We start from the raw sequence: 23,866 nt of genomic DNA, 5'->3' as shown, positions 1-23,866 counted from the left end.
CCGCATCACGGAAGAGGACCCCACATGATCAAGGTCGGCATCGTCGGACTGGGCAAGATGGGGCTCTCGCACGTCGCGATGATCCGGGCCCACCCCGACGTCAGCGTGGAGGCCGTCGTCGACTCCACCGGGTACGTGCTCGACGTGCTGAGCAAGTACACCGGGCTGCGCACGTTCAGCGGCATGCAGGAGATGCTCGACGCGGTCGAGCTCGACGCGGTCATCATCGCCACCCCCACCCGCCTGCACGCCGGCATGGTGCGCACCGCGTTGGAGGCCGGGGTGAGCGTGTTCTGCGAGAAGCCGCTGACCCTGACGTCCGCGGAGTCCGTGGAGCTGGCCGAACTCGCCCGCAGTCGTGGCCTGGTCACCCAGGTGGGCTACCACAACCGCTTCGTCGGAGCCTTCCAGGAGGTCAAGAAGCTGCTGGACGCCCAGGCCATCGGACGGGTCACCCACGTGCTGGCCGAGGCCTACGGGCCGGTGGTCCTCAAGCCCAAGGGGTCGACGTGGCGAAGCCAGCGGTCCGAGGGCGGCGGCTGCCTGTACGACTACGCCGCGCACCCGATCGACCTGGTCACCTGGTACCTCGGTGCCCCGACCGGGGTCGGCGGCACAGTGCTCGGCTCGGTGTTCTCCGCCGAGACCGAGGACGAGGTGTTCAGCACGCTGTACTTCCCGGACGGCGTCAGCGGGCAGGTCTCCGTCAACTGGTCGGACGAGTCCTACCGCAAGATGACCACCCGGATCACGCTGTGGGGCACCCAGGGCCGGATCCACGCCGACCGCCAGGAGTGCCAGGTCTACCTCCGTGAGGAGGCGACCGCACCCGAGGGGTACGAGCCCGGATGGAACGTGCGGTACACCACCGAGCTCACCGACGAGGTGTGGTTCTACCTGCGCGGCGAGGAGTACAGCGCCCAGTTGGACGCCTTCGTCAAGCGGGTGCAGAACCGAGATCTGGACGGCACCAACAGCTTCGCCAGCGCGGCGGTCACCGACCGGGTGCTCGAGCTGATGGTCACCGATGCCGCCGCCGGCCCCCGCACGCTGGCCACCGGCGACGCTCCGGTCCCCGTCGCCCCGGCACCGGCACGCACCCGTGCCGGCACCGCCGTGGCGCTCCTGCAGCACGGTCTGCAGGTGGCCCGAGCCGGTGGTCGCACGCTCGTCGCCCGGCTCCGCAAGAGCTCCTGAACCACCTCCCCCCTTCCGTCAGGAGTCAGACACCATGGATCGCTTGCTGTTCGGTGACAACCAGTTCTTCGGCGTCAACCACATGTCCGAGGAGAAGGCGCGGGCCCAGGCCATGCGCTTCCAGGACATCGACGCCGTCATGGGGGTGCTCGACGCCGCCTACGACGAGGGCATCACCACCTTCATGTGCACCACCCACGGCCGGATCGCCCAGGTCTGCGACCGGGTGCGCGCCAACCCGGAGCGGTACAAGGACTTCACGTTCTTCCCGGGGATGCCGTACGCGCACAAGTACGCCGACGCGATCACCGAGAACGGCATGCTCGGCGCCGTCCGACAGTTCCTGCCCGAGGAGGGCCTGGTCAACGCGGCCCTGCGCGGGGGGCGGTCGTTGGCCAAGAAGGACATCGAGGGCCTCACCACCCTGCTGGTGGACGCCGAGATGGCCATGTTCCGTGGGCTGCGCACGCCGGTGATCTGGCTGCAGAACGTCGTGGTGGACCTGCTTCTCGGGCTCGGCTTCGACGACGCGTTCGTCATCTTCGCCGAGCACGTCCGCAAGCGGTACGACGCCGAACCGGGCTTCATCACGATGAACCTGCCCCGCCTGCTGGACACCCTCGAGCGGGTCGGGGTGGACAACCCCATCGTCTGCTCCAACATCAACAAGATCGGGTTCCGGATGTCCGGCGGGATCCAGGGCTACCAGGAGGCGTTGCAGGGCAGGCGGTTCCGGGCCGTGGCCATGTCGGTCTTCGCCTCCGGGGCGATCCCGCCCCGGGAGGCGCTGGAGTGGATCTACGCCCAGCCCAACATCGAGTCCGTGGTGTTCGGTGCCTCCTCGCGCGCCAACATCCACAACACGGCGATGCTGGTCGACGAGTTGGCCCCCGCCCGGGCCTGAACCCCGCACCACCACGAGCGCCGCATCCGGACCCCCGGGTGCGGCGCTCGGTCGTCCCCGGGAGGCATCCCGTCCTGCAGCCCAGGACCGCCCGGCCCGTCAGCGACGGGTGGCCGCCCGGGTGAGCAGCTCGACGACCTCGCGGCGGTACCGGGCGATGGAGAAGCGCCGCAGCGCCTCGGTGCGACCGTGCTCGCCGAGTCGGCGGGCCAGGTCGGCGTCGTCCAGCAGGCGGGCGGCCGCCGCGGCCATCGCCGTGGCGTCCCCGGGCGGAACGAGCAGACCGGTGGAGTCGTCCTGCACGGTCTCCAGATGTCCCAGGGCGGCCGCGGCGACGACGGGCCGGGCCGCGAGCTGGGCCTCGACCACCGCGTTGCCGAACGGCTCCCGCAGCGACGGGGCCAGGACGACCTCGGCCCGCTCCAGGGCCGGCCAGACGGGGTTGACGTAGCCGGAGAACGTGACCGCCCCGGCCAGGTCGGGTTGCCCGGCGCGCGTGTGGAGCTGGTCCACGAACCACTCGTAGCCCTCGAACGCCGTGCCGCACACGTCGAGCACCACGTCCCGGCCGTCCGCGCGCAGGGCGGCCACCGCCTCCAGGGCGACATCGGTGCCCTTGCGCGGCGAGAGCCGGCCCACGATGGCCAGCCGGCGGGGACCGGCACCCGGTGTGGACGCGGTGATCTCGCCGGTGGGCTCGGGCACCCCGTTGTAGATGAGCTGGGACCGCGCGCGCAGGCGCGGCACGGCATCGCCCACGGCCTGCAGGGCGGGCTCGCTGATGACGATGAGCCGGCGGGCGAGCACCAGCGGGCCGATCAGGGCGGTGCGGACGAGCCGACTGTCGTCCATCTCGGCCTCGTGCACGTGGCACACCACCGGCACCCGCAGCAGCCGGGTGACCAGCAGCCACCAGGGCAGGGTGACGGTGTTGACGTACACGACGTCCGGCCGCACCCGCCGCAGCGTCCGCACGATGGTCAGGGCCCCGGGGACCAGGGACAGCAGGAGCTTCACCATGCCGGTGGCCGACGCGTTCTCGCGCCGCAGCACGGGGTAGTCGACCCGATCCACGACGGCGCCGCGCGCCTGCATCATCGCGATGAGCGGCCCGTCGTCGGGGGTGGTCACCACCACCCGCCACCCGGCCTCCACCACGGCCGAGATCGTCTCCAGCATCTGCAGGTCCGAGCCGTAGACGTCGGACGACGGGTTGGCGATCAGCAGGGTCCGGGTCGCCGACGCCGGCGTGCGGCCGGTCATGCTCCGGCCGCCGGGCTCAGCGTGTTCATCTCCTTCCACCAGCGCAGGAGTGCCACGGACAGGACGGCCAGGTTGGCCGCGAACATCAACGAGTACAGGACGGCGAAGCCGCTCACCCAGCCGAAGATCAGGAAGCAGACGCACAGCACCCCGTAGTCGGTGGGCGCGGCCAGGAAGGTCTGGGCCAGACCCCGCCCGGTGGCGCCCTCGGCGGCCCCGCGGTGGATGCCGCGCCCGGCGCCCTTCCGGAGCTTCTCCACCAGGATGAAGGTGAAGAAGAAGACGCAGGACACCGCCTGGTAGCCCAGCGGGATCAGCAGTGTCCACCGGGGCAGATCGGTGAACCGGTAGAAGGAGATCAGCACCGCCGTGTGCAGCAGGCAGTTCTTGGTGGCGTCGACGACGTGGTCGAGCCACTCCCCCGCGATGCTCCCGCCGCCCTGCAGGCGGGCGAGCTGACCGTCGGCCGCGTCCAGCGCGTACCCGATGACCAGGAGCAGGCCGACGAGCAGACCGAGCCACCAGCGGGGCGAGATCAACGCGATGCAGGCCACCCCGGTGAAGGTGAAGGCTGCGCTGGTCAGGGTGACCTGGTTGGGGGTCATCCCCCGCAGGTAGGCCGCGGCCGCGAACTGTCGGCCCAGGCGCCGGTTGATCCACCGGGAGTAGGGCGGCGCCCCCCGTCCCGGCTTCTGCGCCGCGCTGAGTCGCGCGACCGCCTCGCTGTGCCGACTCACGGGCGGCCCCCGTCGCTGGACGCGACCCCACCTCGGACGTTCTTGCGCATTGTCGGAGAGTAGTCGGTTCCGACCCGGATGCTGCGCTCCGTGATGACGGACTCAGGTCGGTGCCGACCCTGCCTCTTTGCCGGATCACATGCGGCCGGACGGCGAGTTGACCGTCGTCCGCGTCGTCTCTACCCTTCTGGAGAGGAAATATTACGGCTGAGGGGCTGACATGACGGAAATCTTGGATGCGACGACCGCATCGACGATGTCGCTGACCGACGAGCCGGGCCCGGTCGCGCAGTCGCCGGCCTGGAACGCGCTGACCGTGGCGGTCTCCCGCATCCAGCCCCTGCAGGCCACCGACGGCTCGATCCCCGACCCGGCCGATCACCGGGTCGCCGGGGAGCTCGTCCGCGAGATCCTGGACGCCGTCACGGCTCTCGCCCCACGTTTTCCGCACGACGCCGGCTATCTCGACGCCCTGGCCGTGGACTTCGACCGCTGGCGCGACGGCGGCTTCGGGGTGCCCGATTTCCTGGACTCGCTCCAGGCGTTCCGTCCCGAGCTGCACCGGGTGGACGGCTTGGAGCACCTCGTCGTCTTCCCGATGACCACCCAGAACGGCAGCCCGGACCGGCACGTCGAGGCCGTGCTGGTCCAGGTCATCTGGCCCGAGTTCCTGGCCGAGCTGGAGGCCGGCGAGTACTCCAACAAGCTGTTCGTCCCGGTGCGCTTCCTCGGCTTCACCGCCGGGTACGACACCCACTCCGCGGTGCTGTTCCCGGAGACGGTGGCCATGCGGGAGGTCCCCAAGTTCACCTGGGGGGCGATCTTCGCCGACCGCGAGGCCGCCCGGTTCCGCGCCGTGGTCGGCGCGGCGGCCGGCATCACCGGCCTGGAGCTGCCCGCCCACGTGGCCGAACTGCTGACCGATCAGCAGCTCACCGAGCAGGCGTTCGTCCTGTGGGACCTCATCCACGACCGCACCCACATGCACGGCGACCTGCCGTTCGACCCGTTCATGATCAAGCAGCGGATGCCGTACTTCCTCTACTCCCTGGAGGAGCTGCGCTGCGATCTCACCGCGTTCCGGGAGGCCGTCGCCCTGGAGAAGCAGGGCGTGCCGCAGGCCCGCCTGGTGCAGGCGGCCATCGTGCTCGACCGCATCTTCCGCTTCCCCGTCACCGGATCCCGGGTGCGCAACTACGACGGACTGGGCGGTCAGCTGCTGTTCGCCTGGCTGCACCAGCACCACGTGCTGCACTGGACGGACAACCAGCTGACCCTGGACTGGGATCAGCTGACCGGCCCCGTGCTCGAACTGGGCCGGCAGATCGAGGATCTGTACTGGCGGTCCATCGACCGGCCCAAGGTGGGTCACTGGCTCGCCGCGTACGCCCTGGTGTCGGCCACCCTGGAGCCGCACCCGGCCTCGGTGTGGAAGCAGGGCCCGGCCGCGCTCCCCGTCCTCGGCCCGCCCAAGGGACTCACCGACGCCGTGCTGCCCGACGAGTTCCCGCTGTCCATGTTCTACGAGGCCCTGCAGCGCAAGCTGTCCGGCGTGGTGGCGGACACGGCCGGGATCACCGGATGACCGCGGGCCCGCTCGCCGGGCTCACCGTCGTGGTCGCCGGCGCCACCGGCCTGGCCGGGCCGGCCGTGGCCCGGGCGCTGCTCGACCAGGGCGCGACCGTGGTGGCCCTGGGTCACGACAGCGACCGGCTCGAGGCGTTGTCAGCGTCGATGCCCGGTCTGCAGACCGACACCGTCGACCTCGCCGACAGCACGTCGGTCCGCCAGCTGGCCGGACGACTGCGCGAGCGGCACGGCCGGATCGACGGTCTGATCCACCTGGTCGGGGGCTGGCGGGGCGGGAAGTCGTTCACCGGAAACACCGACGCGGACTGGGCGTTCCTGTCCACCGCGTTGGTCGACACCCTGCGCGCGACGACACTGGCCTTCCACGACGATCTCCGCGCCTCCCCCGTCGGCCGGGCCGTCACCGTGTCGGCCACCGCGGTCGACCGACCCACCGGCGGGAACGCCACCTACGCCGCCGCCAAGGCGGCCGCCGACAGCTGGATGCGCTCGCTGGCCCACTCCCTGGGCCGGGTGGCCACTGAGGCGGAGGGTGATCTGCGTCCCGCCGCGGCCGCCACCGTCTTGGTCGTCACCGCGCTGACCGACCGCAGCCGGCCCACGCAGCCACCGGCACCCGCGTCGTTCACCGATGTCACCGCCCTGGCCGATCGGATCGTCGGCCTGTTCACCACCCCCGCCGCGGACGTCAACGGCGCCCGGCTCCCCGCCTAAGGGACCGGCGCCGAGCCTGCCGCACCCCCGAGTTGAGGAACACTGCTGACGTGAGCACCCTGGAGACCCTGCACGACCCCGACCGCCGCGGATTCGCCTCGGACAACTACGCCGGCATCCATCCGGAGGTGCTGGCCGCACTCGCGGCGGCCAACGGCGGGCATCAGATCTCCTACGGCGAGGACGACTACACCGCCCGCCTGCAGGCGGTGTTCGCCCACCACTTCGGCGAGGGCGTCGCCGCCTTCCCCGTGTTCAACGGGACCGGGGCGAACGTGCTCTCCCTGCTGTCCGTCCTGCCGCGGTGGGGTGCGGTGGTGTGCGCGGAGACCGCCCACATCAACACCGACGAGAACGCGGCCCCGGAACGGGTGGGCGGGCTCAAGCTGCTGACCGTGCCGACCCCCGAGGGCAAGCTCACCCCGGAGTTGGTCGACCGGCAGGCCTGGGGCTGGGGTGACGAGCACCGCGCGCAGCCGCTGGCCGTGTCCATCACCCAGAGCACCGAGTTGGGCACCGTCTACTCCGTCGACGAGGTCCGTGCCCTGGCCGACCACGCCCACGAACGCGGCATGGTCCTGCACATGGACGGTGCGCGGCTGGCCAATGCCGCGGCGAGCCTGGACGTCCCGCTGCGGACGTTCACCCGCGACGCGGGCGTGGACGTGCTGTCGTTCGGCGGGACGAAGAACGGCCTGATGTTCGGCGAGGCCGTGGTGGTCCTGAATCCCACGCTGGACCAGGCGCAGGCCGCGCTGCCGTACCTGCGCAAGATGACCATGCAGTTGGCCTCCAAGATGCGTTTCGTCTCGGCGCAGCTGCTCGCGCTGATGGACGGCGATCTGTGGTTGGAATCGGCCCGGCATGCCAATGCCATGGCCGCCCGGCTGGCCGCCGGCGTCGTCGATCTGCCCGGGGTGCGGGTCACCCGGCCCGTGCAGGCCAACGCGGTGTTCGCCGTCCTGGACCGGGCGGTCGCCGATCGCCTCCGCGCCCGCTTCCGGTTCTACGACTGGAACCAGGCCACCGGGGAGGTGCGATGGATGTGCGCGTTCGACACCACCGCGGCAGACGTGGACGCATTCCTGCAGGCGTTGCGGGAAGAACTCGGCTGAGAACGTCCTGCATTCGCAGCGAAGCCCGCTCCCGCCCATCTGTGGGAATGCGCGGGAGCAGTCTTGGAATTACTTGAGCGTTCACCGCATACTGACGACGTTCTGACGGCCCGAGCCCCGGTGGTCTCCCGACGGGGCCGTCGTCACCGTTGCCGGTCCCCCGACCCAGGGAAATGTGGCTCCATGTCTGCTGTTCCGTCCCGCCCCCTCGGGCCCGGTCGCGCCCGGTCCGCACTGCTGCGCCGTGCCCGGTGGTGGACGCTCCCCCTCGCCGCCGTCCTCACCGTGTCGCTGGCCCCGGTGGCCCAGGCCGCCGGGACCGTCGGATCTCAGACCGCCGCATCCCGGCTGGCCGCCGCAGCGGTGGACTGCGCCGCCCTGGACGTCCCGGTGCTGCGCCGGGTCGACCCCGACTCCCGGGTCAACCTGATCACCACGTCCGCGCAGGAAGCCACGGCCGCCGCGGCCGACGGGTTCACCCAGGACGAGGGGTCGCCCTTCCGGGTCGCCCCGCTGGACACCCCGGGCCTGACCGCGGCGCACCGGCTCACCAACCCCCGGACCGGCAACCTGGTCTGGATGGCCGGCGCCACCGAGATCACCAACGCCGTGGCCCGCTACGGGTACGTCGATCTGGGCGGAGACTTCGCCGTCTCGACCACCGCCCAACCCTGCCTGGAGCCGGTCTACCGGTTGCGGCTGGCCGGGGTGCACTCGCAGGTGGTGGGCACCGGGGCTCGCGACTCGCTGGTCGCGCAGGGCTGGACGTACGAGAAGATCGCATTCTGGGTGGCCCCGGCCGGTGCCGCCCCGGCGCCCGGACCCACCCCCGCCCCGAGCCCCGGCGGCGGTGACACGGACACCAGCTTCACCATCGCCGTCATCCCCGACACCCAGCAGGAGGTGCTGTCCGGCCTGGACGGGCGCTTCGCGCAGCGGAACTCCTGGCTCGTCGACCAGCGCAGCGCGCTCGATCTGCGGTACGTCCTGCACACCGGGGACCTGGTCAACTGGGACACCCCGGACCACAGCCAGTACGCCATCGGCAGCGACGCCATGCAGGTGCTGGACGACGCGGACATCCCGTGGGCGGCAGCCATCGGCAACCACGACACCGGCGCGGTCTGCGCCGGCGGCAGCGCCTGCCCGGGCAAGCGGGTCCGCACGGCCGTCCGGGACACCTCGACCTACAACCATTACTTCCCGACCAGCCGCCACGACGATCTGCAGGGCACCTTCGAGGCCGGCAAGATCGACAACTCCTGGTCCTCGTTCCAGGCCGGCGGCAGTGATTTCATCGTCATGACGCTGGAGCTCTGGCCCCGGGCCGAGGTCGTCCGGTGGGCCGAGCAGGTCATCGCGACCCACCCCGACGACAACGTCATCATCGTCACGCATTCCTACCTCGACGGCAGCGGCGGCATCTACGGCGGCGCCGACTACGGCGTGACCAGCCCGCAGGGTCTGTTCGATTCCCTGGTCAACCGCTACGACAACGTCAAGCTGGTCTTCTCCGGCCACGTCGGAACGGCCGACGCCCGCCAGGACGTCCGTGCCGACGGCACCACCTCGGCCGCCTTCCTCGGGGCGTTCCACTCGAACGTCACGAACCCGGTGCAGCTGATCACCATCGACACCGCCGCGGACACGGTCAGCCGCCGATTCACCGCACCGTGGACCGGCGACCTGTTCCCCGGCCTCGAACTGACCTACACGAACATGGGCTGGGAGTAGCACCCGGCGCATCGCGCGCTGAACGCGGAACGGGCCGGCTCGATCTCGAGCCGGCCCGTTCCGCGTCTGGGTGCCGGGTCGGGAGGCGGAGGGTTCAGATCTGCTCGACCAGCGCGGCCTTGCGCAGCGCGAACTCGTGGTCGTCGATGACCCCGGCGTCGTGCAGGGCACGCAGCTCCCCCAGCGCGACGAGCGGGTCGACGGCCGGGGCGGCCGGGTGACGGGAGTTCTCCACCGCGAGCACCAGGCGCTGCCCCTGCTCGCCGAGGATCTTGTCGACGGTGTGGGTCCGCCCCTGCGCCTGCACGAGGAGCGACTGGGTCATCCGTTCCTGCCGGACGGACAGGTCGGTCACCTCGTCCAACGGGATGTCCAGCACGAACGGACCGGGGTGCCGGTGCCGGCGGAACACCAGCCGCGCCGAGGTGAGGGCGAGCAGCCCCAGGTGCCGCTCGAACCGGCCCTCGAGCAACGACACCAGGGTCTCGGCCCGGGTCAGCCCCTGCTCGAGGCCGGTCAGTTCCGCGTCGGCGCGCGGGTCGAGCGCGGCGGACAGGGCGACGGTGATCGTCGACGGCTGGAGGCCGAACCGGCCGAGCCGCTCGCGGGGGGACGTCGGCCGGAAGAACGACCGGAACGAGGACTCACCGGGCATCGGGGCACCCCTGACTGTGCGGGACCGGGACATGCCCCGGCTGCCGTCCAGTCTCCCACGACCCCACCCGGCTCTCCCGGGATCGAGGACGGTCGACCGGCTTCGCACCCGACCGGCAGGTGTCCACCGCCACATCCGCGGATCGGCCCGGCGCGGCGAGAATGTTCACTCATCCGTACCCCGAGGGAAAGGGCATTCGTGACGATGCAGGAGTCGACACCGCAGTCGACGCAGGAAGCGGCGGCCGAGATCACCTTCCGGACGCGCCGGTGGGTGCGCCCGGAGGATCTGAACCCCAACGGCACCCTGTTCGGCGGCAGTCTGCTCAAGTGGATCGACGAGGAGGCCGCGATCTACGCGATCCTGCAGCTCGGCAACGACCACGTCGTCACCAAGTACATGTCGGAGATCAATTTCGTGGCCTCCGCCCGCCAGGGTGATCTCGTCGAGATGGGCCTGCGCGCGGTGCACTTCGGCCGCACGTCGCTGACCATGCGCGCCGAGGTCCGCAACATGATCACCAAGGACAAGATCCTTACGATCGACCGGATCGTCTTCGTCAACGTCGGGGACGACGGTCGTCCGGCGCCGCACGGCTATTCCGAGATCACCCTGACCCGCGACCGGATCCCGGCCCGGCTCAGTCGGTGACGTCGAACCGCCCACCCCGCTGTCGTGCGGGGTGGGCGGAGCGCGGCCACGGAGGACGCCGGTCGGGAGTCAGCCGGCCAGCGCCGCGTCGGCCGCCAACAGCACGGCGGCCGCCACCTCGAGTCCCTCGATGCGACCGAGCTCGACGTCCTCGTGCTCGATGTTGACCAACATGTCCGGGTCGACCTCACGCAGGGCACGGAGGAAATCCGTCCAGAACCCCACGTCGTGCCCCTTGCCCAGGGCGACGAAGTCCCAGGCGGCCGGTCTCGGCCACTCGTTCGCCCACTCGTCGCCGCCCAGGTTGGTGCGGGCCTCGTCCGGGGCCAGCCGACGGAACCGGTTGTCGAGAACGCCGTAGAGCGCAGCCGTCTCGGGGTTGACCCGGACGTCCTTGGCCGCGGCCTGGAGGACCAGCGGGCCCAGTGCCCGCACGACGGCGACCGGGTCCATCTGCTGCCAGAACAGGTGGGAGGCGTCCAGTTCCACTCCGACGTGGGTGGCACCGGTCATCTCGATCAGCCGATGGACGTCGGCGGTGTTGAAGACCAGGTTCTGCGGGTGCAGCTCCAGGGCGACCTTCACGTCGTGGTCTGCGGCCAGCGCGTCCATCTCCTTCCAGAACGGGGCGGCGATGCCCCACTGGTGGTCCAGCACGTCCAGCGCGGCGGAGTTCCAGGCGTTGACGATCCAGTTGGGCCGGGTGCCGCCGGGCTCGCCGGCGGGCAGCCCGGACATGGTCACCACCCGGTGCTGACCGAGCCGCTGCGCCAGGCGGATCGAGCGGCGGATGTCCTCGGCGTGCTCCTCGCCGATGGCCGGGTCCGGGTGCAGCGGATTCCCGTTGCAGTTCAGGCCGGCGACGGCCACCCCGGTGCCCTCGAACTGGCCCAGGTAGTCGTCCCGGGCGGTGTCGCTGACCAGGATGTCGTCGAAGGTGGGGATGTGCACCGGCGGCAGGAAGCCCCCGGAGTTGATCTCGATTCCGGTCAGCCCGAGTCCGGCGATGACCTCCAGGGCCTCGGGCAGACTCCGGTCGTGGAGGATCGCGTTGTAGACGCCGAGTCTCATGCGTTCGCTCCGATCGTGCTGGTGCTGACAGTGGCGCCGTTGTCGGCGGCGGACCGGGCGACCGCGGCGAGCAACTCCATGTTGTGCACTCCGTCGTCGCAGGTGGCGCACCGCGGCAGGCTGTCGGCCTCGGCGATGCCGGCGACCTCCTCGAGGAAGGCGCGGGCCTGGTAGGCGAAGGCGTCGTTCTGACCGAAGCCGACGCTCGGTGCGTCCATGGCCAGACCACCGGCGATGTAGGGGTGTTCGGGACCGAGGATGACCTGGCGGTAGCCGTTCTGCGCGGACCTGCCCTCGCGCAGGAACAGCTGGATCTCGGCCGGGCGGCGCTGGTCGAAGCTCGCCGCACCGTTCTCGCAGAACACCTCGAAGGTCAGGCTGTTGGCGTGGCCGGCCGCGACCCGGGAGACCTCCAGCGCGCCCACGCCGTTCTGGAACGTGGCCGAGAAGGCGGCGTAGTCGTCGTTGGTGACCGGCTCGAACACGTCGGAGACCTCGGCGTGGTCGTGCCCCATGACCGCGCCCAACGGGACGGGGCGCTCGGTGATCACCGTGGACAGCTGTCCCCCACTGACCGATGTCATGTCCCCGCACAGGAACTCGGCGACGTAGGCCAGGTGACTGCCGACGTCGGCCAGTGCGCCGGAGCCGGGCTCGCCGGCGAAGCGCCAGCTCATCGGGCCGTGCGGATCGCAGCCGTAGTCGGTCCAGTAGCGGCCGGAGAAGTGCAGCACCTTCCCCAGCTCGCCGGAATGGATGAGGTCGCGGATGAAGGCGATGCCCGGGGTGCGACGGAAGGTGAAACCGACCTTGGCCACGGTCGCGGCGCTGCGTGCGGCGTCGGCCATGGCCCGGGCGTCGACCAGGGTGTCGCTCAGCGGCTTCTCGCACAGCACGTGCTTCCCGGCCGCCAGCAGGCCCTCGACGACCTCGCGGTGCAGGGAGTTGGCGATGACCACGCTGACCACGTCGATCTCGGGGTTCTCGGCGATGGCCTGCCAGGAGGAATCCCACTGCCGGTAGCCGAACCGTCGCGCGGCCAGGGTGCCGAACCGCTCGTTCACGTCACCGATCGAGACCAGCCGGATCTCCGGCAGGGTGGGGCTGTAGAGCGCCGAGGCGGTTCGATACGCGGCGGCATGGGCCTTGCCGGCCATCCCCGCTCCGATGACGGCGACTCCGAGACTGTCGACCACGGTCTGCTCCTCTGCGGACGTGACGAGTGATGGAGCGCTCCAATGGAGCGCTCCACTATGCTCACACGGACCGCATGTCCTGTCAAAGAATCGAGGCGTGATGACGGACGACCGGACCACGCAGTCCCGTCGACCCACCATCTACGACGTTGCCGCACGGGCCGGGGTGTCGAAATCGCTGGTGTCCCTGGTGCTGCAGCGCTCCCCCCGGGTCAGCGAGCCACGCCGGACCGCCGTGCTGGCCGCGATCACCGAACTCGGGTATCGCCCGAGCGAGGCAGCCACGGCGCTGGCGGGCGCCCGCACCCGCACGGTCGAGCTCCTCATCGACACCTACCGCAACCTGTCGTTCGTGGGCCTGGTCGAAGGCATCCGCCGGGAACTGGACGAGCGGGACTTCCGGCTGACCGTCACCGAGATGCATCAGCCGGGCACCGCCGGCCCGGCCACCTGGTCGACCGCGGTCGACGGGCGCATCCTGGCCGGTGAGCCGACGGCCGGCCTGCTGGCCGGCTGGGCCGCCTGCCCGATCGTGGTTGCCGGACACCGACTCTCGGTCCCGGCCGGTTCCGACGTGGTGGCCAGCGACGACCGCGCGGGAGCCCGCGCGGTCACCGAGCACCTCCTGGGTCTCGGCCACACCACCATCGCCCACCTCACCGGATCGGGTGGTGCCGCGCAGTTGCGCCGGGAGGGATACGAGCAGGCCGTGCACGCCGCGGGGCTCCCGGCGTCCGTCGCGGGCCGGCGATCGGGCACAGCCGAGCAGGACGGCTACGACGCCGCCCACCGGATCCTGACCCGCCGCTCGGAGACGACGGCGATCGTGGCCGCGAACGACCTGATGGCCCTGGGTGCCCTGGCCGCCGCCCGCGACCTGCGCCGAGCCGTGCCTGCGGACCTGTCGGTGTTCGGGTACGACGACTCCCCGCTGGCCCGGTCCCGTTATCTCTCCCTGAGCAGCGTCGACGACCGCAGTACCGAGGTCGGCGCCCGGGCGGCGCGGGTCCTGCTGGCCCGGATGGACGATCCGGACGCCGCCGTCGCCACCCCGGCCGTCCTCCCTGTCCTGGTCCCCCGGGGGACCAGCGGCCGCCCGGGGCGGCCGCCGGTGCCCGCCGCCGAGTGAGCCGAGCCGAGCCTGCGGGTCAACGGACGCGGGGCGGTCCGGTGCTGGTGCGCACCACGAGCTCGGTCTCCACGACCATGGTCTGCGGCGCCAGGGCCGGTGCATCCGCCCGACGCACCGCCGCGCTCACCGCGGCGGCGCCCATCCGGCCGGGGTCCTGCCGCACGGTGGTCAGGTCGAAACAGGACAGCTGGGCGACGCGACTGTCGTCGAACCCGCTGACCGAGACGTCCTGCGGCACGCGCACCCCGGCCCGGGCCAGAACGCCCAGCATCCCGATCGCGGCCTGGTCGTTGGCGGCCATCACGGCGGTGGGAAGGGTCGCCCGGGCGAGGAGACCCCGGGCGGCGGCCGCGCCGGCCTCCTCGGTGTAGTCCGGCCCCCGGGTGGTGATGATGTCCGTCGCCAGCCCGTGCGACCGCATCGCCCGCAGATGGCCACGCCGACGGTCCGGCGCGACCGGCAGGCCCGGACTGTGCACGTACGCGATGGCACGGTGCCCCAGCTGCACCAGATGGTCCGTCGCGCCGGACAGGCCGTGCGCTCCGGTGGACCGGACGACGTCGAACCGCGGATCGGGGGCGGCGGTGCCGACCACGACCAGGGGCACGCCGCAGCGCTCGGCGAGGTCGGCGAGCTCCCCGGCGGACAGGTCGGACCCGATGACGATGATGGCCGCGCACCGGTAGGTCATGAGTTCCTCGACGCACTCGCCCGTCGTCCGGGAGCCGGTCTGCGCGCTGAGTACCACCTGGTATCCGAGTGCGGCGGCCGCCGGGTACATGGCGGCCACGACGTCCGGTTCGGTGGGGTGGACCGGGACGAAGGAGACCCCGAGCTGACGGGACCTGCTCTGCCGCAGGGTCCGGGCGCCGAGGTTGAGGCTGTAGCCCAGTTCCCGCGCCGCGTCGGTCACCCGTCGCCGGGTGGCGTCGCTGGCCCCGGGCATGTCCCGCAGGACGATGCTCACCAACTGACGGGACACCCCGAGGTGCGCCGCGATGTCGGCCATGGTCGGTTCGCGCACCCGGTCTCCGTTCCCACCCGCTCCCGCTCAACCCTGCCACGGTTTGCGGCCCGGCAGAGCCACGGTTGCGATGCGGACGACGGCACGGGCATCAGCTCACCGGCGCGCCTGTGGTCGACCGGACGACCAGGGTCGGGGGCACGATCTGTTCGCGACGCCCGGTGATCTCCACCCCGGCCGCCCGGTCCATCGCCCGCTCCACGGCCAGCTCGCAGAGCCGGTCGACGTCCTGCGCGACGGTCGTCAGGTCCACGAAGGTGATCCGGGCGAGCCGACTGTCGTCGTACCCGGTCACGCTGATGTCGAGCGGGACCTGCAGACCGGAAGACCGCAGGGCCTGCAGCGCCCCGGTGGCGCACCGGTCGTTGAAGACGGTCACCGCGCTCGGTCGGCCCCCGGACAGCACCTCCCGTGCCGCCCTCGCGCCGTCGTCCTCGGTGGGGCCGCCCGAGATCACCCGGACCTCCCCGTCGAGGCCGTTGCGCCGCATGGCATCCCGGTATCCGCGACGGCGCTCGGCCGCCCCCGGCGCCCGGCCGCCGTCGATGTGCGCGATCCGTCGATGGCCCAGGGCGACGAGATGATCGACCGCGAGGGCCACCCCCTGCGCCTCCGCCGTGCGGACCACGTCCACGGCCTCGTGACGGACCGCCCGGGCGACGACCACGACAGGGACGATCCGGGCCGCTGCGGACAGGTCCGCCGGAGGGAGCTCGGAACCGAGCAGGATCACCGCTGCGCAGCGGTCCCCGAGCAGGTCGTCCACGGCCACCCTCTCCGGGCGGTCCGGCGTCGTGGCGCTCAGGGTCAGCCGGTGGCCGACCGGACCGGCAGCCCGGTACAACCCGGCCACCAAATCTCCGTGGAAGGCGTGCTGAACGCCGAACACGACACCCAGCATCCGACTGTCGTTCTGCCGCAACAGGCGTGCCCGGGTGTCCGGCCGGTATCCGAGCTCCGCGGCGACGGCCAGGACGCGCTGCCTGGTCTGCGCCCCCGCTCCAGGCGCGCCCCGCATGACGATCGACACCAGCGACTGGGACACGCCCGCCCGCGCGGCCACGTCCATCATGGTCGCGCGTCTCGTCGCTCCGGCGTGCCCCATGGCGCGAGGATACTCCTGAAGTTCTGGTACGTACCAGTGGATATGTCTTGACAAAATTCTCCACCGGTCGCACCGTTGACTGCAACGTACTAGTAGCTGGGCGGCCGGCCCGGTGGCGAGCTCGAGGAGGAGCGCATGGGTGCAGCAACCGAGGACGACCGGGTCCGGGTGGCACTGATCGGATCGGGACGGATGGGGGCCTTCCACGGGGCGACCCTGGCCGCCCGCCTGCCGAACGCCCGACTGGTGACGGTGGTCGATCCGGCCCCCGGGGCCGCGGAACGACTGGCCCGCGAGTTCGGAGTCGACAGCTCCACCGACATGGCGGCCGTCCTGGCCGACGACGGGGTGGACGCGGTCGTCATCGCGGCGCCGGCCCGCTTCCACACCGAACTCGTGGTCGCCGCCGCCGCCGCCGGCAAGGCGGTGTTCTGCGAGAAGCCGATGGCGGTGAGCCTGGCCGACGCCGACCGGGCCATCGCGGCGGCTCACGCCGCCGGGGTGCCCCTGCAGGTCGGCTTCAACCGTCGGTTCGCACCGGACTGGGCCGCCGCCCGTGCCCTGCTCGACGACGGGACGGTCGGGACCCCCCGCCTGCTGCGCTCGGTGACCCGGGATCCCGGCGGCTTCGACCCCGGCCGCGTTCCCGCCGACACCATCTTTCTGGAGACCCTGATCCACGATTTCGACACCTTGCTGTTCCTCAACCCCGGCGTCGAGCCCGTCGAGGTGCACGCCACCGCCGACGCCCTGGTCGAGCCGGACTGGAAGGATCGCGGGCTGCTCGACACCGCAGTCGTTACCGTCACTTTCGCGAACGGGTCCATCGGGGTTGCCGAGGCGTGCTTCCAGGCCACCTACGGTTACGACGTCCGCGGCGAGGTGTTCGGGTCCGGCGGCATGGCGACGATGGGCGACGGCCGCACCAGCGGGATGACCTTCTCGGGGCCTGCGGGCCGGGTCACCACGACCGTGCGCAGCGACCAGGAACTGCTGGCGGGCGCCTACGTCGCCGAGCTGGCCGCGTTCGCCGAGGCTGTTCGCCGCGGCACCGAGGCCGTCGTCACCGGGGTGGACGCCCGGCGCGCACTGTCCATCGCCCTGGCCGCCGCGGAGTCGGTCCGCACCGGCCGGTCGGTCCGCATCGCCGACCCCACCCCATGAGCACCTTCCGGCTCGCCGCCTCGGCCGAGATGCTTTTCCTCGACCTGCCTGTCGCCGAACGGGTCCGGCGTCTGGACGACCTCGGGTTCGAGGTCGAGATCTGGGACTGGACGCGGAAGGACGTCCCCGCACTGGCCGCGACCGGCGCCACCTTCTCCTCGATGACCGGGTACATCACCGGGACGCTCGCCGACGAGGACGGCGCGGCAGAGCTCCTCCGCAGCGCCGAGATGTCCCTCGCGGTCGCCGAACGGCTCGACTGCCCGCGCCTCAACATCCACGGCACCGGACTGGACGGCGCCGGCCTCCCGGTGCGGCCGTGCTCGACGGTGACACCGGCCATGTGGCTCACCGCGGCCCGGACGCTGGACCGCCTGGCCGCGTTGGGCGCGCGGGCCGGTCGCGTGTTCACGCTGGAGAACCTGAATCTGGCGGTCGATCACCCGGGCACCCCCTTCGCCCGCGCCGCGGACACCCTGACGCTGGTCCGCGCGGTCGACAACCCCCACCTGCGGATGAATCTCGACCTCTACCACGCCCAGATCGGGGAGGGGAACCTCATCGACCTGCTCGAGCGGTCGCTGCCGTACGTCGGGGAGATCCAGGTGGCCGACGTACCCGGGCGACAGGAACCGGGAACCGGCGAGATCCACTATCCGGCCGTCGCCCGGGCCCTGGACCGACTGGGCTACGACGGCGTCGTGGGGTTGGAGGGGTGGGCCTCCGGCGACCCCGAGCTCGCCCTGCAGCGCTTCCGGGAGGCCTTCACCACCGGGGCGTGACCCGGTGGGCCGGTCGCGTCAGGTTCGGGGTGAGGCCGTCGTCCCCCGAACCACCAGCCGAGTGGGCACGATGAACCGGCGCGCGGGCAGGGAGGGATCGGCGATCCGTTCGACGAGGAACCGCCCGGCCTGCGCCCCGACCGCGAAGTTCCCGTTGTCCACACTGGTCAGCGACAGGTGCCGGATCTGGGCCAGCGACGTGTCGTCGTACCCGACCACGGAGAGCTCCTCCGGGACCGCGATGCCGAGATCGGCAGCTGCCGACATCGCCCCGACCGCCGCGATGTCGTTGAAGGCGAGGATGGCGGTGGGCCGCGGCGACCCGGTCAGCAACCGTCGGGCCCCGGCGTAGCCGCTCTCCTCGGTCCGGCCGCCGGCGTCCACCCGGTGCCCGGCGGTGAGTCCCCCGTGGTCCACCGCCTCGCGGAAGCCCTGGAGCCGCAGGGCGCCGATGTCGCCGGGACCGCGGAGATGGGCCAGCCTGCGGTGCCCCAGCTCGATGAGGTGCTCGGTGGCCGATCGAGCCCCGGCGACATCGTCGTTCACCACGACGTCGCCGAGCGGCAGCCGGGGCTCGGTCGTACCGGCCAGGACGACCGGGAGGTCCGCGGCCACCGCCAGCACGGCCGCCTCCTCGCTGGTGGTGCCGACGACCACCAGCCCGTCGACACCGCAATCGACCAGGGCGCGGACGGAGGACCGACCCACCCGCTGCATGGTGAGGCTGTCCGACAGCAGAGGTGTCGACCCGCCGCCGTCCAGCGCGGTCGTCAGTCCCTCCAGCAGATCGACGAACCAGGGGTTGCGCAGGTCGTTGAGCACCACCCCCACGGTACGACTGCGCAGGGCCGGGGCCACCTGGGCGGGTCGGGTGGGGCGGTACCCCAGATCGGCCACCGCGTCCAGCACGGCCCGGCGGCGCGCCTCACCCACCTGGGCGGATCCCTGCAGGACCAGCGAGACCAACGACTTGGACACCCCGGCAGCGGCCGCCACGTCGCGGATCGTCACCGGACGCCCGGTCTCGGCCCGTGGGACCACCATCGCTCCCCCGTTCCCGCCGGTGCGCTCCACCCACCGTCCGACATTGCCCGAGCCAGCCTAGTCGGCTAGTTTTGGACACGTCCAAGCTGTCCAAACTGTCCAGCCAGGGTGGGCGGACGTCGAAGGAGTCGCGATGGGTGCAGCAGGCGACGGACGACTCCGGGTCGGCATGATCGGCGGTGGCCCGGGTGCCGACATCGGCCGCACCCACCGGTTCGCGATGCGGTTGGACGACCGGTACACCCTGACCGCCGGCGTCCTCGGGCGCGATCCGGGCCGCTCGGCCGAACTGGCCGCATCGCTGTGGATCGCTCCCGACCGGGTGTACCGCGACTTCGGCGAGATGGCGACCGCGGAGGCGCTCCGTCCGGACGGCATCGACCTGGCCGTGGTGGCGACCCCCAACGACAGCCACTTCCCGATCGCCCGGGCCTTCCTGGCCGCGGGCATCGCCGTGGTATGCGAGAAGCCGTTGACCGGCGACGTCGCCTCCTCCGCGGAGCTGGTCCGCCTCGCGGCCGAGCAGGACGTGCTGCTGGCCGTTCCGCACTGTTACTCGGCGTACGCCATGGTCCGGCACGCCGCCCGCCTGGTGCGGGACGGCGACCTGGGGCGGATCACCTTCGTCGACGTCGAGCACGCATCCGGTTGGGCGGCCACCCCGCTCGAACGGACCGGGCACAAACAGGCCGCCTGGCGCACCGATCCCGACACCGCCGGCTTTCCCAGCGTGGTCGCCGATCTGGGCACCCACGCCTACCACCTGGTCCGCTACGTGACCGGCCTGCAGGCCCGGCAGGTCTCGGCCCAGCTGCACACCCTGGTCCCCGACCGACGCGTGTTCGACAACGCGACGGTCGCGCTGCGGCTCGACGGGGGTACCCCCGGCCGACTCTGGGCGGGGATGGCGGCGACCGGCCATGACCACGGCCTGCGCATCCGGGTGTTCGGTGATCGCGGCAGCCTGGAATGGCAGCACGAGGACCCGCACCATCTCTCCGTCAGCGACCTGACCGGGCGGACCACCGTGCTCGCCCAGGGCATGACGCTCTCGCCGGACGCCGACCGGCTCACCCGGGTCGGCCTCGGTCACCCCGAGGGCTTCCTGGAGGCGTTCGCGAACTTCTACCGCGACCTGGCCGACGAGCTCGCCGCCCGGCGGGACGGGCTCACCGGCATGCCGCGCGAACTCTCCTTCCCCACCGGGGTCGACGGCCTGCGGGGCGTCGAGTTCGTGGCCGCCGTCGCCGGATCGCACGACCGCGACAGCGCCTGGACGCCGGTCCATCCGCCGATCGGGACGGAGCACTGACGTGCAGCGCATCGCCCTGATCGGGGCCGGCTTCATCGGTTCCGTGCACGCCGGCAATCTCGCCGCCCACCCCGACGTCGATCTGGTCGCCGTCTACGACGTCGACCACGCCCGGGCCGCCGCGCTCGCCGCCACCCACGGCACGCGGGCAGCCGGCGACCTCGCCGAGGTGTTCGACGCCGACCTGGTTGACGCGGTGTACATCGCGTCGTCCACCGACACCCATGCCGAGCACCTGCGCCGCGCCGTCGACGCGGGAGTCGCCGCCCTGTGCGAGAAGCCCATCGACCTGGACCTGGCCCGGGCGGCCGACGTGGTCGCGCACGCCCGCGCACGGTCCGGCCGCGTCATGGTGGATTTCAACCGGAGGTTCGACACCGACTACCTCGAGGTCAAGCGGGTGGTGGACAGCGGGGAGATCGGCACCGTCGAGCTCATCACCCTGACCAGCCGGGGGCCGGCCATGCCACCGCTGTCCTACATCGCCGTCTCGGGCGGCCAGATGCGGGACCAGGCCGTCCACTTCTTCGATCTCGCCCGGTGGATCGCCGGCCTGGACCCCACCGAGGTCTTCGCGGCCGGCGCCGCCCTGGCCGAGCCCCGGCTGGCCGCCTACGACGACGTGGACACCTCGGTGGCCACGCTGCGTCTGCCCGGCGGCGCCCTGGTGCAGATCGACAGCGCCCGCCGCACCGGATACGGGTACGACGAGCGCCTCGAGGTGCTGGGTTCCGAAGGGATGGTGCAGGTGCGGGGTCACCGGACCGGGGCGGTCTCCCGCCACCATGCCGGCCGCATCGTCGACGACGGGCTGCATCCCGGGTGGTTCGAACGGGTCCGCCCCACCTACGCCGCCGCCCTGGCCCACTTCGTCGTGACCCTGGAACGCGGCGGTGATCCCACCCCGTCGCTGGCCGACGGGCTCAAGGCCCAGGCGATCGCCGAGGCCGCGGTGCGATCCCTGCACAGCGGGCGGAGCGAGCCGGTCCGCTACCCCTGAGCCCGGACCGCCCGTCACCCCCGCGGTCGCACACCCCGCCGGAACCGCAGACAGGAGCTCGTCCATGAGCAGCACATCACCGGCGAGAACCGGTTCCCATCACCGCTTCCTCACCAGACTGACCATCATCTCCACCCTGGGCGGACTGCTGTTCGGCTACGACACCGGGGTCATCTCCGGGGCCCTGCTCTACCTCAAGGACGATCTGGACCTCACCACGTTCTCCGAGGCCGTGGTGGTCAGCTCCCTGCTCTTCCCGGGTGCCGCGGTCGGTGCGTTGCTGGGCGGCCGGCTGGCCGATCGGCTCGGGCGCCGCGGGACCCTGCTCATCTGCGCCGGTCTGTTCCTCCTCGGCGCCCTGGTCTGTGCCCTGGCCCCGAACGTCCAGGTCATGGTCGTCGGCCGGATCATCCTGGGCTTCGGAGTGGGGGCGGCGGCGGCCACCTGCCCGCTGTACCTGGCCGAGATGGCCCCGCCGGAGCGGCGCGGCCGCATGGTCACCATCAACGAACTGATGATCGTGACCGGCCAGTTCCTGGCCTTCGCCATCAACGCCCTGCTGGCCCGGCTGATCACCGACCCGCACGTCTGGCGCTGGATGCTGGGTGTCGCGATGGTCCCGGCGGTCGCCCTGTTCGTCGGCATGTTCTTCCTCCCCGACTCGCCCCGCTGGCACGCCATCCGCGGCCGGCTGGCCGAGACCCTGCGCATCCTGAAGCTCATCCGCTCACCCCAGGACGCCGACAGCGAGTACGCGGAGGTGGCCGAGCACGCGGGACGGGACGCCCGGGAGCAGAAGGGCGCAGCGATACGGGAGCTGCGGGCGCATCCCTGGATGCGGCGAATCCTGTGGATCGGGTGCGGGCTGGCCGCGGTGCAGCAGGCCACCGGCATCAACACCGTCAACTACTACGCGCCGACGATCCTGCAGTCGACGGGACTGGCCGCCGACGCCGCCCTGGTCCTGACCATCACCGTCGGGGTGGTGGCCATCGTCGGCACCATCACCGGGATCGTCCTCATCGGGTTCCTTGACCGGCGCACGCTGCTCATCACCGGGTTCATCGGAGTGGCCGCCGGCCACGCCCTGCTCGCGCTGTCCTTCCGGCTCCCGGAGTCCACGTTCCGCAGCTATCTCATCCTCGCCGCGATGCTGCTGGTCGTCGCGTTCGTGCAGACCTTCATCGGCACCCTGGTCTGGCTGCTGCTGTCCGAGATCTTCCCGATGTCGATCCGCGGCTTCGCGATGGGCATCGCCGTGTTCGTGCTCTGGACGGTCAACGCGGCCATCTCCTTCGCCTTCCCACCCCTGGTCGAGGCGCTCGGCGACAGCCTGACGTTCGGTCTCTTCGCCGTCGTCAACTGCGGCTCGCTGTGGTTCGTGATCCGCAACGCCCCGGAGACCCGGGGCCGCAGTCTGGAGGAACTGGAGGACCAGTTCCGGGAGGCGCACGGCGCCATCGGATCCGCCCGGTCCTGACCCCCATCGCACCGACCCCCATCGCACCGACCCCGATCGGCACTCCGACCGCCCCGTGAGGGGCGCTCACGGTGGCCCCGCCAGCCGGCGGGGCCACCGCCTGGTGGCCCCCCACAGATGCAGGAAGAGCGCGCCACCCCTCCCGGGGTGACGCGCTCTCCTGATGCCGGGGACCGCCTCAGCGCTGCAGTTCGTGGGAGAGCTCCTCCAGCTCCTGACCGCCGGCCATCTCGGCCGTCAACTCGTTCAGACCCACCTCGTCGCGGTGCTTGTCCAGCACCCGCTGGCCGAGCTTGAGGATGACGAAGTGGTCGCCCACCAGGTAGGCGTGGTGCGGGTTGTGGGTGATGAAGACGACCCCCAGACCCGCGTCCCGGGCGGCAGCGGTGTACTTGAGCACCACCCCGGACTGCTTGACGCCCAGTGCGGCGGTCGGCTCGTCCAGGATGAGCACCCGTGCCCCGAAGTACACGGCCCGGGCGATGGCCACGCACTGCCGCTGCCCGCCGGACAGCGTCCCGATGGGCTGGTTGATGTCCTTGACGGTGATGCCCATCTTCTTCAGTTCCTCGTCGGCGATGCGGCGCATCTCGTTGATCCGCAGCGGCGCACCCGGCCACCGGCCACTGCGCAGCTCGGAGCCGAGGAAGAAGTTCCGCCACACCTCCATCAGGGAGACCACGGCGAGATCCTGGTAGACGGTGGCGATCCCGTGGTCCAGGGCCTCGCGCGGAGAACCGAAGCGGACGTCCTCGCCGTCCACGCGCAGGCTGCCCTCGGAGTGCGGGTGCAACCCGGACATGATCTTGATCAGGGTGGACTTGCCGGCGCCGTTGTCGCCGAGCACGCACGTCACCTCGCCGGCGTTGACCCGCAGGTCGATGCCCTCGAGGGCGCGGATCGACCCGTAGACCTTGCCCACGTCCTGCATCTCGATGAGCGGCGCGCCCTTGCGGAGGGTGGAGTCCGCGTGTTCTGCCAGGGTGTCGGTCATGG

The 23,866-nt window shown here is 71.6% G+C and carries 22 protein-coding genes; 13 read left to right on the top strand and 9 right to left on the bottom strand.

Annotated elements, in window-relative coordinates:
* Window positions 1–24 precede the first annotated feature (24 nt).
* Both J2S58_RS17055 and J2S58_RS17050 read left to right on the top strand, forming a co-directional pair.
* The gene (locus tag J2S58_RS17055) at window positions 25–1,197 is read left to right on the top strand and encodes a Gfo/Idh/MocA family protein (RefSeq protein WP_205257441.1); all 1,173 of its coding nucleotides are present in this window, start codon (window positions 25–27) and stop codon (window positions 1,195–1,197) included.
* A gap of 34 nt (window positions 1,198–1,231) precedes the next feature.
* Window positions 1,232–2,101 (top strand): hypothetical protein, encoded by an 870-nt coding sequence (locus J2S58_RS17050; RefSeq protein WP_205257440.1) that lies wholly within the window; start codon window positions 1,232–1,234, stop codon window positions 2,099–2,101.
* Window positions 2,102–2,200: 99 nt separating this feature from the next.
* On the opposite strand, the gene J2S58_RS17045 is transcribed toward J2S58_RS17050, so the two are convergent.
* Together J2S58_RS17045 and J2S58_RS17040 are read right to left on the bottom strand one after the other, a co-directional pair.
* Complete coding sequence (locus J2S58_RS17045) at window positions 2,201–3,364, bottom strand: glycosyltransferase family 4 protein (protein ID WP_205257439.1); 1,164 nt, start codon at window positions 3,362–3,364, stop codon at window positions 2,201–2,203.
* Complete coding sequence (locus tag J2S58_RS17040) at window positions 3,361–4,101, bottom strand: CDP-alcohol phosphatidyltransferase family protein (protein WP_205257438.1); 741 nt, start codon at window positions 4,099–4,101, stop codon at window positions 3,361–3,363. Before J2S58_RS17040 ends, J2S58_RS17045 begins: the two co-directional genes overlap by 4 nt.
* 220 nt (window positions 4,102–4,321) lie before the next feature.
* Here J2S58_RS17040 and J2S58_RS17035 point away from each other — a divergent pair, with 220 nt between their 5' ends.
* The 4 genes from J2S58_RS17035 to J2S58_RS17020 all read left to right on the top strand — a co-directional run bounded on the left by J2S58_RS17035 (window position 4,322) and on the right by J2S58_RS17020 (window position 9,254).
* Complete coding sequence (locus J2S58_RS17035; protein WP_205257437.1) at window positions 4,322–5,686, top strand: DUF6421 family protein; 1,365 nt, start codon at window positions 4,322–4,324, stop codon at window positions 5,684–5,686.
* Window positions 5,683–6,405, top strand: a complete 723-nt coding sequence (locus J2S58_RS17030; RefSeq protein ID WP_205257436.1) for an SDR family oxidoreductase — start codon at window positions 5,683–5,685, stop codon at window positions 6,403–6,405. The genes J2S58_RS17035 and J2S58_RS17030 overlap by 4 nt, the downstream gene beginning before the upstream one ends.
* Before the next feature lie 59 nt (window positions 6,406–6,464).
* A complete protein-coding gene (locus J2S58_RS17025; RefSeq protein WP_240189141.1) occupies window positions 6,465–7,520 on the top strand; it encodes a threonine aldolase family protein in 1,056 nt (351 codons plus the stop codon).
* Window positions 7,521–7,703: 183 nt separating this feature from the next.
* On the top strand, window positions 7,704–9,254 hold the full coding sequence (locus J2S58_RS17020) for a metallophosphoesterase (RefSeq protein WP_205257434.1): 1,551 nt from the start codon (window positions 7,704–7,706) through the stop codon (window positions 9,252–9,254).
* A 94-nt stretch (window positions 9,255–9,348) separates the two neighbouring features.
* Here J2S58_RS17020 and J2S58_RS17015 read toward each other — a convergent pair whose 3' ends face one another.
* Window positions 9,349–9,909, bottom strand: a complete 561-nt coding sequence (locus tag J2S58_RS17015) for a hypothetical protein (protein WP_205257433.1) — start codon at window positions 9,907–9,909, stop codon at window positions 9,349–9,351.
* A gap of 204 nt (window positions 9,910–10,113) precedes the next feature.
* On the opposite strand from J2S58_RS17015, the gene J2S58_RS17010 reads away from it, so the two are divergent.
* Window positions 10,114–10,560, top strand: a complete 447-nt coding sequence (locus J2S58_RS17010) for an acyl-CoA thioesterase (RefSeq protein ID WP_240189140.1) — start codon at window positions 10,114–10,116, stop codon at window positions 10,558–10,560.
* Window positions 10,561–10,629: 69 nt separating this feature from the next.
* On the opposite strand, the gene J2S58_RS17005 is transcribed toward J2S58_RS17010, so the two are convergent.
* Both J2S58_RS17005 and J2S58_RS17000 read right to left on the bottom strand, forming a co-directional pair.
* On the bottom strand, window positions 10,630–11,631 hold the full coding sequence (locus tag J2S58_RS17005; protein WP_205257432.1) for a sugar phosphate isomerase/epimerase family protein: 1,002 nt from the start codon (window positions 11,629–11,631) through the stop codon (window positions 10,630–10,632).
* Complete coding sequence (locus tag J2S58_RS17000; RefSeq protein WP_205257431.1) at window positions 11,628–12,827, bottom strand: Gfo/Idh/MocA family protein; 1,200 nt, start codon at window positions 12,825–12,827, stop codon at window positions 11,628–11,630. Before J2S58_RS17000 ends, J2S58_RS17005 begins: the two co-directional genes overlap by 4 nt.
* A 100-nt stretch (window positions 12,828–12,927) precedes the next feature.
* Between J2S58_RS17000 and J2S58_RS16995 the strand changes: the two genes are divergently transcribed.
* Window positions 12,928–13,956, top strand: coding sequence for a LacI family DNA-binding transcriptional regulator (locus J2S58_RS16995; protein ID WP_205257430.1), 1,029 nt, complete (start codon window positions 12,928–12,930; stop codon window positions 13,954–13,956).
* Window positions 13,957–13,975: 19 nt separating this feature from the next.
* On the opposite strand, the gene J2S58_RS16990 is transcribed toward J2S58_RS16995, so the two are convergent.
* Both J2S58_RS16990 and J2S58_RS16985 read right to left on the bottom strand, forming a co-directional pair.
* A complete protein-coding gene (locus J2S58_RS16990; protein WP_205257429.1) occupies window positions 13,976–14,983 on the bottom strand; it encodes a LacI family DNA-binding transcriptional regulator in 1,008 nt (335 codons plus the stop codon).
* Between the two features lie 91 nt (window positions 14,984–15,074).
* Window positions 15,075–16,088 (bottom strand): LacI family DNA-binding transcriptional regulator, encoded by a 1,014-nt coding sequence (locus J2S58_RS16985; RefSeq protein WP_205257428.1) that lies wholly within the window; start codon window positions 16,086–16,088, stop codon window positions 15,075–15,077.
* 135 nt (window positions 16,089–16,223) lie between these two features.
* Here J2S58_RS16985 and J2S58_RS16980 point away from each other — a divergent pair, with 135 nt between their 5' ends.
* A complete protein-coding gene (locus J2S58_RS16980; RefSeq protein WP_205257427.1) occupies window positions 16,224–17,252 on the top strand; it encodes a Gfo/Idh/MocA family oxidoreductase in 1,029 nt (342 codons plus the stop codon).
* On the top strand, window positions 17,249–18,034 hold the full coding sequence (locus J2S58_RS16975; RefSeq protein WP_205257426.1) for a TIM barrel protein: 786 nt from the start codon (window positions 17,249–17,251) through the stop codon (window positions 18,032–18,034). Before J2S58_RS16980 ends, J2S58_RS16975 begins: the two co-directional genes overlap by 4 nt.
* Window positions 18,035–18,052: 18 nt before the next feature.
* On the opposite strand, the gene J2S58_RS16970 is transcribed toward J2S58_RS16975, so the two are convergent.
* Entirely contained in the window at window positions 18,053–19,030 is a 978-nt protein-coding gene (locus J2S58_RS16970; protein WP_205257425.1) for a LacI family DNA-binding transcriptional regulator, read from the bottom strand.
* Between the two features lie 181 nt (window positions 19,031–19,211).
* Here J2S58_RS16970 and J2S58_RS16965 point away from each other — a divergent pair, with 181 nt between their 5' ends.
* The 3 genes from J2S58_RS16965 to J2S58_RS16955 all read left to right on the top strand — a co-directional run bounded on the left by J2S58_RS16965 (window position 19,212) and on the right by J2S58_RS16955 (window position 22,870).
* Window positions 19,212–20,390, top strand: a complete 1,179-nt coding sequence (locus J2S58_RS16965; protein WP_205257424.1) for a Gfo/Idh/MocA family protein — start codon at window positions 19,212–19,214, stop codon at window positions 20,388–20,390.
* Between the two features lies 1 nt (window position 20,391).
* A complete protein-coding gene (locus J2S58_RS16960) occupies window positions 20,392–21,390 on the top strand; it encodes a Gfo/Idh/MocA family oxidoreductase (protein ID WP_205257423.1) in 999 nt (332 codons plus the stop codon).
* Window positions 21,391–21,454: 64 nt separating this feature from the next.
* Entirely contained in the window at window positions 21,455–22,870 is a 1,416-nt protein-coding gene (locus J2S58_RS16955; RefSeq protein ID WP_205257422.1) for a sugar porter family MFS transporter, read from the top strand.
* Window positions 22,871–23,048: 178 nt separating this feature from the next.
* Here the strand turns inward: J2S58_RS16955 and J2S58_RS16950 are convergent, their stop codons facing one another.
* Entirely contained in the window at window positions 23,049–23,864 is an 816-nt protein-coding gene (locus J2S58_RS16950; RefSeq protein ID WP_205257421.1) for an ATP-binding cassette domain-containing protein, read from the bottom strand.
* Window positions 23,865–23,866: the final 2 nt, after the last annotated feature.

This window comes from Nakamurella flavida (genome assembly GCF_030811475.1).
Classification (GTDB): Bacteria; Actinomycetota; Actinomycetes; order Mycobacteriales; family Nakamurellaceae; genus Nakamurella; species Nakamurella flavida.
Note: the sequence above shows the minus strand (reverse complement) of the source record. Positions and strands in the feature narration are given on the sequence as shown.